Origin of the sequence: Citrobacter sp. RHBSTW-00859 (assembly GCF_013729795.1) — a bacterium.
GTDB lineage: Bacteria > Pseudomonadota > Gammaproteobacteria > Enterobacterales > Enterobacteriaceae > Citrobacter > Citrobacter braakii.
The window spans coordinates 4,129,377-4,142,851 of record NZ_CP056284.1 but is presented as its reverse complement, the minus strand read 5'-3'; the positions used below and the strand labels follow the sequence as shown (position 1 = coordinate 4,142,851).

The 13,475-nt window shown below is 52.2% G+C and carries 13 protein-coding genes; 7 read left to right on the top strand and 6 right to left on the bottom strand.

Going from position 1 to position 13,475, the window contains the following annotated elements; genetic code table 11:
- Positions 1 to 257: 257 nt before the first annotated feature.
- Entirely contained in the window at positions 258 to 653 is a 396-nt protein-coding gene (gene caiF, locus HV302_RS20770) for a carnitine metabolism transcriptional regulator CaiF (RefSeq protein WP_016151651.1), read from the top strand.
- Between the two features lie 42 nt (positions 654 to 695).
- Here the strand turns inward: caiF and caiE are convergent, their stop codons facing one another.
- The 6 genes from caiE to caiT all read right to left on the bottom strand — a co-directional run bounded on the left by caiE (position 696) and on the right by caiT (position 7,826).
- Complete coding sequence (gene caiE / locus HV302_RS20765; protein WP_181626529.1) at positions 696 to 1,292, bottom strand: carnitine operon protein CaiE; 597 nt, start codon at positions 1,290 to 1,292, stop codon at positions 696 to 698.
- Positions 1,293 to 1,352: 60 nt separating this feature from the next.
- Entirely contained in the window at positions 1,353 to 2,138 is a 786-nt protein-coding gene (caiD, locus tag HV302_RS20760) for a crotonobetainyl-CoA hydratase (protein ID WP_000004376.1), read from the bottom strand.
- A gap of 54 nt (positions 2,139 to 2,192) precedes the next feature.
- A complete protein-coding gene (gene caiC, locus HV302_RS20755) occupies positions 2,193 to 3,746 on the bottom strand; it encodes a crotonobetaine/carnitine-CoA ligase (RefSeq protein ID WP_181598599.1) in 1,554 nt (517 codons plus the stop codon).
- Positions 3,747 to 3,808: 62 nt separating this feature from the next.
- The gene (gene caiB / locus HV302_RS20750; protein WP_019078349.1) at positions 3,809 to 5,026 is read right to left on the bottom strand and encodes an L-carnitine CoA-transferase; all 1,218 of its coding nucleotides are present in this window, start codon (positions 5,024 to 5,026) and stop codon (positions 3,809 to 3,811) included.
- A gap of 105 nt (positions 5,027 to 5,131) precedes the next feature.
- Positions 5,132 to 6,274, bottom strand: a complete 1,143-nt coding sequence (gene caiA / locus HV302_RS20745) for a crotonobetainyl-CoA dehydrogenase (protein ID WP_003018898.1) — start codon at positions 6,272 to 6,274, stop codon at positions 5,132 to 5,134.
- A 34-nt stretch (positions 6,275 to 6,308) separates the two neighbouring features.
- Positions 6,309 to 7,826 (bottom strand): L-carnitine/gamma-butyrobetaine antiporter, encoded by a 1,518-nt coding sequence (caiT, locus tag HV302_RS20740; protein ID WP_016155669.1) that lies wholly within the window; start codon positions 7,824 to 7,826, stop codon positions 6,309 to 6,311.
- 481 nt (positions 7,827 to 8,307) lie between these two features.
- On the opposite strand from caiT, the gene HV302_RS20735 reads away from it, so the two are divergent.
- The 6 genes from HV302_RS20735 to HV302_RS20710 all read left to right on the top strand — a co-directional run bounded on the left by HV302_RS20735 (position 8,308) and on the right by HV302_RS20710 (position 13,432).
- Entirely contained in the window at positions 8,308 to 9,078 is a 771-nt protein-coding gene (locus HV302_RS20735; RefSeq protein ID WP_047417242.1) for an electron transfer flavoprotein FixA, read from the top strand.
- A gap of 15 nt (positions 9,079 to 9,093) precedes the next feature.
- Positions 9,094 to 10,035: an electron transfer flavoprotein subunit alpha/FixB family protein gene (locus HV302_RS20730; protein WP_075847944.1), complete on the top strand. Its 942-nt coding sequence runs from the start codon at positions 9,094 to 9,096 to the stop codon at positions 10,033 to 10,035.
- A 49-nt stretch (positions 10,036 to 10,084) separates the two neighbouring features.
- Positions 10,085 to 11,371, top strand: coding sequence for an FAD-dependent oxidoreductase (locus HV302_RS20725; protein WP_016151658.1), 1,287 nt, complete (start codon positions 10,085 to 10,087; stop codon positions 11,369 to 11,371).
- Positions 11,368 to 11,655: a ferredoxin-like protein FixX gene (gene fixX, locus HV302_RS20720; protein ID WP_000203736.1), complete on the top strand. Its 288-nt coding sequence runs from the start codon at positions 11,368 to 11,370 to the stop codon at positions 11,653 to 11,655. The genes HV302_RS20725 and fixX overlap by 4 nt, the downstream gene beginning before the upstream one ends.
- Before the next feature lie 109 nt (positions 11,656 to 11,764).
- Positions 11,765 to 13,108: an MFS transporter gene (locus tag HV302_RS20715; protein WP_019078353.1), complete on the top strand. Its 1,344-nt coding sequence runs from the start codon at positions 11,765 to 11,767 to the stop codon at positions 13,106 to 13,108.
- A gap of 90 nt (positions 13,109 to 13,198) precedes the next feature.
- Entirely contained in the window at positions 13,199 to 13,432 is a 234-nt protein-coding gene (locus tag HV302_RS20710; protein WP_003018880.1) for a YgdI/YgdR family lipoprotein, read from the top strand.
- The last annotated feature ends 43 nt before the right edge of the window (positions 13,433 to 13,475 follow it).

Below are 13,475 nucleotides of genomic sequence, written 5' to 3'. Positions count from 1 at the left end.
TAATTGCGCTAACCGGGCCTGCAATATAATTGGGAAAGGGTTTCTGTAAAGAAACCCTTTTTTTATCTCTCATAAGGTCATTCCTGGCCAACCGTGCTTTCATAACCACATTTTCAATGTAATAAGCACGATGTTGCTCACACTAATCAACATTCAAGTCGCATACTATCCATTATATCCACAATTTTAATATGGCTTAGTTTTTATTAATTTGGACAGGCCGTAGCCAGATTTTTAATTTGTGAAATGGTGTGCTTATGTGTGAAAAATATGTTGAAAGACCGCTTTATTTGTTAATTGCTGACTGGATGATGGCTGAAGATCGTTGGATCACAGCAAAGGAAATTTCCCGCCATTTTGATATTGAACACTGCAAAGCAATTAATACGCTCTCTTATATTCTGTCGGAAGTGGGAGAAATTGTTTGTGAAGTTAAGATGATCCCTAATCAAATTGCAGGCCGCGGCTGCCAGTGCCAGCGTTTGGTGAAAGTCATTAGTATTGATTCTCATCTCTACAGACGATTGAATCACAATTTGCAGGAAAAAAAGGTGAGTGTGGCGAAAACGCCGCGACTGCCAGCGGTTCCCCCAACAGAGCTTAACCGTGAGCAGAAATGGCAGATGATGCTCTCCAAGAGCATGCGTCGATAATGGTGATTTGCCGGATCGGCGTGAGCGCTTCTCCGGCATAAATTACCGTGCTGATTTTGGCTTTACGTCCGTCGTGCCTTTCAGTCGCGGCCGGTTTTTTTCGACCTGCGTTAATGGCAAGGTTTCGTGTAGTCCTGTTTGGCAGCGGATTGCAAGGTCCTGATACTCTTTGGTGTTCAGCCGTTTCCAGTGCAGCTCCTGGACCGTGACTTCACGCAGTACGCGAACCGGTGAACCAACCAGCATCTGCCTTGCCTCTCCCTGAAATCCGGCTTTGACAAAGCTCATGGCGGCGACAATGCTCTCTTCGCCAATCACCGCACCGTCCATAATCACGCTGTTCATGCCAATCAGCGCATCTCTGCCCACCACGCAGCCGTGCAGGATTGCGCCATGGCCGATGTGTCCATTCTCATGCACGATAGTGTCGGTGTCGCAGTAGCCGTGCATGATGCAGCCATCCTGCAGGTTAGAACCGGCTTCCAGAATCAGGCGACCATAGTCACCGCGCAATGAGGCGTGTGGACCAATATAAACCCCGGCCCCCACAATGACATCGCCAATCAGCACAGCGCTGGGATGGACATAGGCATCCGGATGAACCACCGGAATCAGGCCCTCAAAGGCGTAATAGCTCATTGTCTTATCTCGGTTTTATTGCCGGATTGCGGCGTAAATACCTTATCCGGCATAGGCACATTAACGACCTTTCCATACAGGATCGCGTTTTTCTGCAAATGCCTGTGGTCCTTCGAGCGCATCTTCCGAGTGCAGTACTGATGGATAGTGCTTCAGCACACCGCTGCGGATGTACCGGTAGCCTTCTTCCACCGGCATTTCGCTGGTTGCACGGTAAATCTCTTTCAGCGCGGCGATAGCCAGCGGGGCGCTATTTACCAGCTGCTGCGCCAGTTCGCGCGCGCTATCCATCAGTTCGCTCTGGCTGACAACGCGGTTGACGATGCCCCAGCGCAGTGCTTCTTCGGCGCTCATTCGTCTGCCGGTCATCACCATTTCGTTGACGATAGCTGGTGGCAGTAGTTTAGGTAAACGCAGTACGCCGCCGCTGTCAGGCACGATCCCGAGTTTTGCTTCCGGCAGTGCGAAGCTGGCATTTTCCGCACAGACGATAAAATCCGCCGCCAGCGCCAGCTCAAAACCGCCGCCAAACGCGTAGCCGTTTACCGCGGCGATGACCGGCTTATCGAGGTCGAAAATTTCGGTTAAACCGGCGAAGCCGCCTGGGCCAAAATCGGCATCCGGCGCTTCACCTTCGGCCGCCGCTTTTAAGTCCCAGCCCGCAGAAAAGAATTTCTCTCCGCCGCCGGTGATAATTGCTACGCGTAATTCCGGGTCATCACGAAAATTAAGAAAAGCTTCCCCCATTGCGAAGCTGGTTTTAGCGTCAATGGCATTGGCTTTAGGCCGGTCAAGGGTAATTTCCAGGATCGGGCCGTTACGGGTCAGATGTAATGATTCACTCATAGTTCATCTCCAGATAATTAGGTTTCCCGGCCGGAGGAATTCCGACCGGAGGGGTTATTTCAGATTTTTTTTGATTATTTTTCCTGAACAATTGCGCGGCAGGTCGGTTCTTATCTCCATAAAAGAAGGAACCTTGAATTTCGCCATATTGTTTTCGCAGAAGCTGAAGAACTCAGCTTCGCTTAATGTTTCACCCTCATTAAGGACGACAAAAGCTTTAATGGCTTCATCACGGATCGAGTCTTTAATACCGACAACCACAATGTCCTGAATTTTCGGATGCGCAGAAATAATATTTTCCAGCTCGACGCAGGAGACATTTTCCCCACCGCGTTTAATCATGTTGCAGCGTCTGTCGACGAAATAAAAAAAACCGTCCGCATCCTGGTAACCCGAATCACCGGTATGTAACCACCCTTCAGGTTCCAGCGCTTTGGCAGTAGCGTCGGGTTGCGCGTAGTACTCTTTGAAGATTGTTTTTCCCGGCACGCCTTTAATGCAGATTTCGCCAATTTCTCCGGCGGGCAGGGGACGGTTGTGATCGTCACGGATTTCGGCTTCATAGCTAAAACCCACGCGACCAATAGAGGGCCAGCGCCGTTTGTCTCCGGGGCGATCGCCAATAATGCCTACGATGGTTTCGGTCATACCGTAGGAGGTCAGCAGTCTGACGCCAAAGCGGTCGATAAAGGCATCTTTTTCCTGTTCGGATAAATTGAGATAGAACATCACTTCGCGCAGGTGATGCTGTCTGTCCGTTGGGGCTGCGGGTTGGACCATCAGCGTTCTGATCATCATCGGGATGCATTCGGTGACCGTCGCCTGATATCTACGCACCTGCTCCCAGAACGCCCTGGCGCTGTACTTCTCCACCAGCACAAAGGTGCTGCCTGCGGAGAATGCGGCCATGGCAGCCGTACACTGACAGTCGATATGAAAAGCGGGCATCACCGTCATATAGACGTCATCATCGCGCAGAGCGATTTGCCAGGAGGTGTAGTAGCCCGCAAAGCGCAGGTTGTAGTGGGTAATCACCACCCCTTTAGGCCGCGAGGTGGTGCCTGAGGTAAACAGAATTTCCGCCGTATCGTCAGTGGATAACGCAGGCGTATAGCACAGATTAGTCGACTGGTGGGCTTGTAGTTGGGTAAAGTGGCTCACGCCGTCGTCAACCGGAAGCTGCTCGCCAATCAGACAGATATGATTAAGCGGAGTGGTATTTTCCAGCCGTATCTGGCGGTACATAGGATAAAACTCGGCACTGGTGACCAGCAGGCTCACCTGGCTGTTTTGCAGGATCCAGGCGCTCTCTTCGCCCAGCAAGCGGGCATTAATCGGCACCATAATGGCACCAATTTTTGCCAGTCCAAACCAGCAAAAAATAAATTCCGGACAGTTATCCAGATGCAGTGCGACCTTGTCGCCCTTGCGGATCCCTAAGGAATGGAAAAGGTTCGCCGTGCGGTTTATCTCTTCATTGAGCGAGGCATAGCTATACTGCCGAACGATTCCTTCGCAGGATTCGAAAATTAACGCCGTTTTATCTCCGTACACCCCGGCCAGGTCGTCCCACATCTGACGTAAGTTTTGTCCGCCAACGATATCCATAATGCTTTATCCACTGAAATCAGGCGTGAGCGCTAACCAACCAGCAGGTCAGCGCGTCGCGTTTATTCCTCAACTCTGGCCAGGCCTTTGCCGACCAGCTCATTTATGTCTGCTTCGCTATAACCAATGTTTTTCAGAATGGCGGCGGTATCCATGCCGTGTGACGGCATGCCACGCCAGATTTTCCCTGGGTTGTTTTTAAATTTCGGCATGATGTTCGGCCCTTTGCAGGTGCGGCCGTCCATCGTTTGCCACTGAGTAATGGATTCACGGGCAACGTACTGCGGGTTGCCTTCCAGTTCAGGAATGGTCAGTACCTTCGCGCAGGCGATATTCAGCTCAGCAAAGCGCGCCTGGACTTCGGCGATGGTGTGCGTTGCCAGCCAGGCGTCCAGTTTCTCTTCCACGAGCGGGCCGTAAGGGCATTCCACGCGATGGATAAGCTGGGTGCCTTCCGGGACTTCCGGTGTGCCAAGAATGTGGGCGAGGCCAATATCCTTGAAGCACTCGTTGATTTGCGTGATGCCGACCAGCTCCATGACGATATAGCCATCGGCGCATTTATAGAGACCGCAGCCAGCGTAATACGGGTCTTTGCCTTTGGTCATGCGTGGACAAATTTCGCCGCCGTTGAAGTAGTCCATCATGAAGTACTGACCCATGCGCAGCATCACTTCGTACATGGCGATATCAATGCTTTCACCCTTACCCGTTTCGCGTACTTTGTGCAGGGCTGCCAGCGCTGCTGTCGTCGCGGTCATCCCGGAGAAATAATCGGCGGTGTACGGGAAGGCCGGCATCGGCTGATCAACATCACCGTTTTGGATCAGATAGCCGCTGAACGCCTGCGCGATGGTGTTATATGCCGGAAGATTGGTGTACTCCTCGGTACCAAACTGGCCGAAGCCGGAAAGGTGGGCGATAACCAGTTTTGGGTTATGTTCCCACAGCACGTCATCGGTAATGCCGCGGCGAGCAAAGGCCGGGCCTTTACTGGCTTCAATGAAAATATCGGTGGTTTCCATGAGCTTCAGAAACGCTTCCCGGCCTTCATCTTTGAAAATATTCAGCGACAGGGCGTGCAGGTTGCGGCGTGAGAGCTGTGGATAGTTAGGTTGCACGCGGATGGTATCGGCCCATGCGACGTTTTCAATCCAGATAACCTCAGCACCCCATTCGGCGAACATCTGTCCGGCGAACGGGCCGGCAATTTCGATTCCTGAAAAAACCACGCGTACCCCGGCAAGTGGGCCAAAGGTGGGCATTGGTAAATGATTCATAATTTTGCTCCTGGCATTTTTTGTAGGCCCGGTAGGCGCAGCGCCACCGGGCATGTTGCCGGATGGCGGCGTAAACGCCTTATCCGGCCTACGAATCGTGCTGAATTAGCGGTATTGCTTGAGTACCGCACGACCCAACGTCAGGATCTGCATTTCATCAGAGCCACCAGAAACACGGTCAACGCGCAGATCGCGCCAGAAACGCGTGATGCGATGGTTACCCGCGATACCTACACCCCCCAGCACCTGCATGGCGGTATCGACCACTTCAAACGCAGCGTTGGCGCAGAAGTATTTGCACATTGCCGCATCGCCCGAAGTAATGGTGCCGTTATCCGCTTTCCATGCCGCTTCAAGCAGCATGTTTTTCATGGAATTCAGTTTGATCGCCATATGCGCGAACTTCTCCTGAATCAGCTGGAAACGGCCGATCGTTTCGCCAAACTGCACGCGCTGATTGGCGTAGCGCGCGGCGTCTTCAAAAGCGCACATTGCCGTACCGTAGTTGGTCAGTGCGACAAGGAAACGTTCATGATCGAACTCTTCTTTCACGCGGTTGAAACCATTACCTTCCCGACCGAACATGTCTTTCTCGTCCAGTTCAACGTCGTCAAAAGTGATTTCACAGCAGCTATCCATGCGCAGACCGAGTTTCTCCAGCTTGTTGACCTTGATACCCGCTTTGCTCATGTCAACGAACCACTCGGTGTAAACAGGTTTATCCGGCGATGCACCATCTCTCGCCATAACCACGATGTACGGGGTATAGGCGCTACTGGTGATAAAGCACTTACTGCCATTAAGATAAACCTTACCATTTTTACGTGTATAAGTGGTTTTCAGGCTGCCAACATCCGATCCCGCTCCCGGTTCGGTGATGGCAGAGTTCCACATCTGCTTACCGGTGCCCTGGAATGCCATGATTTTATCAATCTGCTCTTGGGTACCTTCACGCAGAAAAGTGTTAAAACCGCCCGGCAATTGGTACAACACGTAAGTTGGCGCACCAAGACGACCCAGCTCCATCCAGACGGCAGCGACGGTAACAAAACCCGCTTCCAGTCCACCGTGTTCTTCCGGAATCAACAGGCTATCGATGCCCATATCCGCCAGTGCTTTAACAAAACGCTCAGGGTAGACGCTGTCACGATCGCACTCGGCAAAATAAGCTTCCCAGTTCTCACTGGCCATCAATTCACGAATACCGGCGACAAACAGCTCCTGCTCGTCATTTAAGTTGAAATCCATCTTTCAGCCTCTTGATCAATTGGGTTAATTAGAATTACTTGTCTTTCCAGTGCACTTTGGCGTCTTTAATAAAGGACAGCGTCACCATGATGTTGACGAAGAACAGCGGGCATCCTCCGGCGATAATCGCGGTCTGAATCGGCTTCAGCCCACCCAGCGCCAGCAGAACGATACCGATGATGCCGACCAGAACGGACCAGCCGATACGCACTAACAGCGGCGGTTCTTCACCATCGCGGACTTCACGACAGGTGGACATCGCCAGGGTGTAAGAGCAGGCGTTAATCAGCGTCACGGTGGCAATAAAGCAGAGGATGAAGAAGCCCCACATGGTGGCGGTGCTGAGCGGTAGAGCAGCCCAGGTTTCGATAATGGCGCGCGCCACACCGTGTTGTTCAATCAGCTGCGGGATATTGAGAACGTTTTTATCCATCAGCAGCAGCGTGTTGCTGCCAAGGACTGTCCACAGGATCCAGGTCGACGCGGTCAGGCCCAGCACCATCCCGAAGCACAGTTCACGGACGGTACGACCACGAGAAATACGGGCCAGGAAGATACTCATCTGGATGGCGTAAATGACCCACCACGCCCAGTAGAAGACGGTCCAGCCCTGTGGGAAGCCGCCTTTACCTATGGCATCGGTATAGAACAGCATACGCGGCAGATACATCAACAGCATGCCGACGGAGTCGGTGAAGTAGTTCATGATGAAGCTGGCGCCGCTGACGATAAACACCCAGCCCAGCATCAGGAAGCTCAGATAGCTACGCACGTCGCTGGCGATCTTGACCCCTTTTTGCAGGCCGCAGGCCACGCAAATGGCGTTCAATATGATCCAGCAGGTAATGATGATTGCGTCGAGTTGCAGCGTATGCGGAATACCGAACAGATACTGCATGCACTCGGTTACCAGCGGAGTGGCCAGACCGAGGCTGGTACCCATCGCGAATATCAGCGCCACCAGATAGAAGTTATCGACGATGGTGCCGAACAGCCCTTTCGCATGCTTCTCGCCCACTAACGGTACCAGCGTGGAGCTGGGACGGATGACGTCCATCTTGCGCACAAAGAAGAAGTAGGCGAAAGCCACAGAAAGGAAACTGTAGGTTGCCCACGGCAACGGTCCCCAGTGGAACAGGCTGTACGCCAGGCCCAGCTCTTTCGCGCCCGTGGAGTTAGGCGCGAGAGCAAACGGCGGGGTGGAGATGTAGTAGTAGATCTCGATGGAACCCCAGAACAGCACCGCGGCGGATGTACAGGAAGCGAACATCATAAAAATCCAGCTGGCGGTACTAAACTCTGGTTTTTCGTCGCCTAATTTCTTTTTGGCATACGGGCCAAAGACCAACCAGAACCAGCCGAAGAGCATGACGACCATATACCATTCAAATGCCCAGCCCCAGACATTGGTGACATAACTGAATACCGCATTAATAACGACGTTAGCGGCATCGAGATCTCTTACAGTTAGCCAACAAAGTATCCCAACTATTATTAATGGCGGAAAAAAAACCTTCGGTTCAATTCCCGATTTTCTCTTTTCATTTTTCATAAGTGAATTCCAGTGTGAAAACGAAACTTATTTAGCGTGCCCGTGCATGATCGTTTGTTTATTTATTATTAATGATTTGTTGATAACTTTTTAACCTCTGGGAGCGCCTCAGTGAGTAACCCATAATGAGTATTCATATCGGGTGGTTCTGTTATCTTCGTCACACTTTTTTATGCTGAGTAATTCGCTCAAAAATTTGATATTTTTTGTTTATAATCAATTGGTTGGCTGTGGTTTTTTAACTTTTTTAAGTGACTGGCGTTCAATATTGTTGAACCCGCAGACAATATTGAAAATTTTCATATTTGACGTGATTCTTTCAATATTGGTGAGGTGCATAACACTATTGAAAGTTACGAATTTCAATGTGTGACATTTTCAATATTGGTGATTAAGGTTTTATTTCCGAATTAAAGAGCGTGATATCTGTATTTAACACTGCCGATATAAATACGTTTCCTTCATGATTTCTGGAGATGCAATGAAGATAATTACTTGCTACAAATGCGTACCTGATGAACAGGATATTGCGATTAATAATGCTGATGGTTCACTCGATTTCAGCAAAGCGGATGGCAAAATAAGCCAGTATGATCTGAATGCGATCGAAGCGGCTTGTCAGTTGAAACAACAGTCAGGAGAGGCCCAGGTTGTGGCCATGAGCGTCGGCGGCAAAGCGCTGACCAATGCAAAAGGGCGAAAAGATGTGCTTTCCCGTGGCCCAGATGAACTGATTGTTGTTATTGACGAGCAATTTGAGCAGGCGCTGCCGCAACAAACTGCCAGCGCGCTGGCTGCTGCCGCGCAAAAAGCAGGTTTTGATCTGCTTATTTGCGGTGACGGTTCTTCCGATCTTTATGCTCAGCAGGTTGGTCTGCTGGTGGGCGAAGCGCTGAACATTCCGGCGATTAACGGCGTGAGTAAAATCCTCTCTCTTACCGACAGCACTCTGACGGTAGAGCGTGAACTGGAAGATGAAGTCGAAACTCTGAGCATTCCGCTTCCGGCGGTGATCGCGGTCTCAACGGACATCAACACCCCACAAATCCCTTCCATGAAAGCCATTCTTGGCGCGGCGAAAAAACCGGTTCAGGTCTGGTCGCCGGCAGACATTGGCCTGAACAGCGCGCAGGCATATTCCGAACAACACGTTGCTGCACCGAAGCAGCGCGAGCGTCAGCGCGTTGTAATTGAAGGTGACGGTGAAGAACAGATTGCCGCGTTTGTCGAGAATCTTCGCAAAATCATTTAATTATCAGGGGATGTTATGAACAAATTTTCCAGTATCTGGGTATTCAGCGATACCCCTTCTCGTCTGCCGGAACTGATGAATGGTGCGCAGGCTTTAGGTGAAAAAGTTAACACGTTTGTGCTGAGTGAAGCGGACTGCGCGACGGCATGCCATTTAGGCGCAGATGATGTCTGGTTACTCAGCGGTAAACCAGAAGACCGTATGATTGAGGACTACGCTGATGTGATGGCCGAAACTATTCGTCAGCACAGCGAGGGCGGGGCGGTGCTGCTGCCGAATACGCGTCGCGGCAAGCTGTTAGCGGCAAAACTGGGTTTTCGCTTGTCGGCAGCGGTCTCCAACGACGCCAGTGCAGTCGCCGTGCAGGACGGAAAAGCGGCGGTAAAACATATGGTCTATGGCGGCCTGGCGATGGGGGCAGAAACAATCGCTTCACCGTTCGCCGTGATAACGCTCAGCAGTGGAACGTTTGACGCGCAGCAACCGGATACCGCCCGCAGCGGCGAGGTGCACACCGTGTCATGGCAGGCTCCAGCTATAGCCGTTACTCGTACGGCAACTCAGGCACGTCAGAGCAACAGCGTCGACCTCGACAAAGCCCGTCTGGTGGTTAGCGTGGGACGCGGGATCGGCAGCAAAGAAAATATCTCGCTGGCGGAGGCGCTGTGCCAGACGATTGGTGCCGAGCTGGCGTGCTCCCGTCCGGTGGCGGAAAACGAGAAGTGGATGGAGCACGAACGCTACGTCGGCATCTCCAACCTGATGCTCAAGCCTGAACTGTATCTGGCTGTGGGGATCTCCGGGCAGATCCAACATATGGTCGGCGCCAACGGCGCGCAGACGATTTTCGCCATCAACAAAGATAAAAATGCGCCGATTTTCCAGTATGCGGATTTTGGCATCGTTGGCGATGCACTGAAGATCCTGCCTGCGCTGACGGCTGCTTTAGCGCGTTAAACCATTTCGGGCAGGATGCGAAGGTGTCCTGCCGCTGACAGGAGTACGTATGTCCGAAGATATCTTTGATGCCATCATCGTGGGTGCAGGTCTGGCGGGTTCGGTTGCGGCGCTGGTGCTGGCTCGGGAGGGCGCACAGGTGCTGGTTATCGAGCGCGGCAATTCTGCTGGCGCGAAGAATGTCACCGGTGGGCGCATGTATGCGCATAGCCTGGAGAATATCATTCCCGGTTTTGCTGAGCAGGCCCCCATTGAACGCATCATCACCCACGAAAAACTCGCCTTTATGACCGACAAAGGGGCGATGACCATCGACTATTGCAACGGCGAAGACGCCAAATCGTCGCAGGTTTCTTACTCTGTCTTACGCAGTAAATTTGACGCCTGGCTGATGGAACAGGCCGAAGAGGCGGGCGCTCAGCTCATCACCGGTATCCGCGTGGATAACGTTGTGCAGCGCGAGGGCAAAGTCGTGGGCGTGGAAGCCGATGGCGATATTCTGGAAGCCAAAGTGGTGATCCTTGCCGACGGAGTGAATTCTCTGTTGGCTGAAAAGCTAGGTATGGCAAAGCGCGTCGAGGCATCGCATGTTGCCGTCGGCGTAAAAGAGCTGATCGAGTTGCCGAAATCGGTAATTGAAGATCGTTTCCAGTTACAAGGGAACGAAGGGGCTGCCTGTCTGTTTGCCGGATCGCCCACCGATGGGTTGATGGGCGGTGGCTTTCTCTATACGAATGAAACGACCCTTTCTCTGGGACTGGTCTGCGGCCTTCATCATCTGAAAGATGCGAAAAAATCGGTTCCGCAAATGCTGGAAGATTTCAAACAACATCCGGCGGTTGCCCCGCTGATCGCCGGTGGCAAGCTGGTGGAATATGCCGCGCACGTCGTACCGGAAGCCGGTATCAACATGCAGCCAGAACTGGTGGGGGACGGCGTACTGATTGCTGGTGACGCTGCCGGAATGTGTATGAACCTCGGCTTTACCATTCGCGGTATGGATCTCGCCATATCCGCAGGTGAAGCGGCGGCGAAAACGGTGCTTTCCGCAATGAAGCGCGACGATTTTAGCAAGCAGTCGCTGGAGGAATACCGTCAGCATCTGGACGAAGGCCCGATGCGCGATATGCGCATGTATCAAAAGCTACCCGCTTTTCTTGATAACCCACGCATGTTTACCGCTTATCCGGAAATGGCGGTCAGTATTGCGCGCGACCTGTTCACCGTGGATGGTTCGGCACCGGTGCCAATGCGTAAAAAAATCCTGCGCCATGCGAAGAAAGTGGGCTTCATCAACCTGATGAAAGATGGCCTGAAAGGAGTGACCGTATTATGACATCTCCCGTCAACGTGGACGTCAAACTGGGCGTCAATAAGTTCAATGTGGATGAAGACAGTCCGCATATCATTCTCAAAACCGATCCTGATAAACAGGCGCTGGAGGTGCTGATTAAGGCCTGTCCGGCTGGCCTGTATAAAAAGCAGGATGACGGTAGCGTACGTTTTGATTATGCCGGATGCCTGGAATGCGGAACGTGCCGCATTCTCGGACTGGATACAGCGCTGGAAAAATGGGAATACCCGCGTGGGACGTTTGGCGTGGAGTTCCGCTACGGCTAAACCTGGTGCCGGATGGCGGCTTCGCCTTATCCGGCCTACAGGAACAATGCGTAGGCCTGATAAGCGTAACGTCATCAGGCATTAAGTTAAAATAAAACAGGACATAACCATGCAGCAGCCCAGGAACTTTGATGACATCAAATTCACCTCTATTCACCGCCGGATAATGCTGTGGGGAAGCGGTGGGCCGTTTCTGGATGGTTATGTGCTGGTGATGATTGGCGTGGCACTGGAACAGCTCACGCCAGCATTGAAACTGGATGCGCAGTGGATTGGTCTGCTGGGCGCCGGTACGCTCGCGGGGCTGTTTGTGGGGACGTCGCTGTTTGGCTACATCTCCGACAAGGTCGGGCGGCGCAAAATGTTCATTATCGATATTATCGCCATTGGCGTGATATCGGCGGCAACCATGTTTGTCTCCTCGCCCGTTGAGTTGTTGGTAATGCGCGTGCTGATCGGCATTGTAATTGGTGCCGACTACCCGATCGCCACCTCGATGATCACCGAGTTCTCCAATACCCGCCAGCGCGCTTTCTCCATCGGTTTTATCGCCGCTATGTGGTATGTCGGCGCCACCTGTGCCGATCTGGTCGGATACTGGTTGTATGATGTTGAGGGCGGATGGCGCTGGATGTTGGGCAGCGCGGTGATCCCCTGTATTTTGATCCTGATTGGGCGTTTCGATCTTCCTGAATCACCGCGCTGGCTGCTGCGTAAAGGTCGGGTGAAAGAATGTGAGGAGATGATGATCAAACTGTTCGGCGAACCGGTGGTGTTCGACGAAGAAGCGCCGCAGGAGACGCGCTTTCTTCAGCTATTTAATCGCCGTCATTTCCCGTTTGTACTGTTTGTCGCCGCTATCTGGACTTGTCAGGTGATCCCGATGTTTGCCATTTATACCTTTGGTCCGCAGATTGTGGGGCTACTGGGGCTTGGTGCCGGGAAAAGCGCCGCGTTGGGAAATGTGGTAATCAGCTTGTGCTTTATGTTGGGATGCATTCCTCCCATGTTCTGGCTTAATAGCGCGGGCCGACGACCGCTGTTAATTGGCAGCTTCATTATGATGACGCTGGCGCTGGCCGTGCTGGGGTTAATCCCTGATATGGGCGCGTGGCTGGTGGTGCTGGCGTTTGCCGTATACGCATTTTTCTCTGGGGGACCAGGAAACCTGCAATGGCTATACCCTAACGAACTGTTTCCCACCGATATTCGTGCGTCTGCCGTCGGGGTGATTATGTCCTTAAGCCGTATCGGCACCATTGTTTCAACCTGGGCGCTGCCGGTGTTCATCACCAAATACGGGATCAGTAATGTCATGCTGATGGGGGCGGGCATTTCGCTGATCGGCCTGCTCGTGTCCATCGCTTTCGCCCCGGAAACGCGAGGTCTGACGCTGGCGCAAACCAGCCAAATGACGATCCGCAGTAAACCCGTGACCAGGGCGGGTTATTAGGAGTGTTCTGTATTTTCCCTGCAACTCAGTCAGTTAGACTACAGTTAACGGGTATATCACTGAAAACGACTGAAAAGCAGGGAGAACACCATGCAAAAACATATTCTGATCACCTCTATTTTTACCGCAGCAGCACTGTTCACCGTTGCCGGTTGCTCCTCGAACCAGGCGGTTAAAACGACCGATGGCAAAACAATCGTGACCGACGGCAAACCGCAAGTCGATGATGATACAGGCCTGGTGTCGTACAAAAATGCGCAAACGGGTAAGACGGAACAAATTAACCGCGATCAGGTTAAAGATATGAGCGAACTGGATAACTAGTTCAGTTTTCTCCATTCAACCACTCAATAATATTGACTGTTAG

What these genes read in the sequence shown, in the direction of transcription:
- caiF (WP_016151651.1), top strand. Translation starts at nt 258, where the DNA reads ATGTGTGAAAAATATGTTGAAAGACCGCTTTATTTGTTAATTGCTGAC.
- caiE (WP_181626529.1), bottom strand. Translation starts at nt 1,292, where the DNA reads ATGAGCTATTACGCCTTTGAGGGCCTGATTCCGGTGGTTCATCCGGAT.
- caiD (WP_000004376.1), bottom strand. Translation starts at nt 2,138, where the DNA reads ATGAGTGAATCATTACATCTGACCCGTAACGGCCCGATCCTGGAAATT.
- caiC (WP_181598599.1), bottom strand. Translation starts at nt 3,746, where the DNA reads ATGGATATCGTTGGCGGACAAAACTTACGTCAGATGTGGGACGACCTG.
- caiB (WP_019078349.1), bottom strand. Translation starts at nt 5,026, where the DNA reads ATGAATCATTTACCAATGCCCACCTTTGGCCCACTTGCCGGGGTACGC.
- caiA (WP_003018898.1), bottom strand. Translation starts at nt 6,274, where the DNA reads ATGGATTTCAACTTAAATGACGAGCAGGAGCTGTTTGTCGCCGGTATT.
- caiT (WP_016155669.1), bottom strand. Translation starts at nt 7,826, where the DNA reads ATGAAAAATGAAAAGAGAAAATCGGGAATTGAACCGAAGGTTTTTTTT.
- HV302_RS20735 (WP_047417242.1), top strand. Translation starts at nt 8,308, where the DNA reads ATGAAGATAATTACTTGCTACAAATGCGTACCTGATGAACAGGATATT.
- HV302_RS20730 (WP_075847944.1), top strand. Translation starts at nt 9,094, where the DNA reads ATGAACAAATTTTCCAGTATCTGGGTATTCAGCGATACCCCTTCTCGT.
- HV302_RS20725 (WP_016151658.1), top strand. Translation starts at nt 10,085, where the DNA reads ATGTCCGAAGATATCTTTGATGCCATCATCGTGGGTGCAGGTCTGGCG.
- fixX (WP_000203736.1), top strand. Translation starts at nt 11,368, where the DNA reads ATGACATCTCCCGTCAACGTGGACGTCAAACTGGGCGTCAATAAGTTC.
- HV302_RS20715 (WP_019078353.1), top strand. Translation starts at nt 11,765, where the DNA reads ATGCAGCAGCCCAGGAACTTTGATGACATCAAATTCACCTCTATTCAC.
- HV302_RS20710 (WP_003018880.1), top strand. Translation starts at nt 13,199, where the DNA reads ATGCAAAAACATATTCTGATCACCTCTATTTTTACCGCAGCAGCACTG.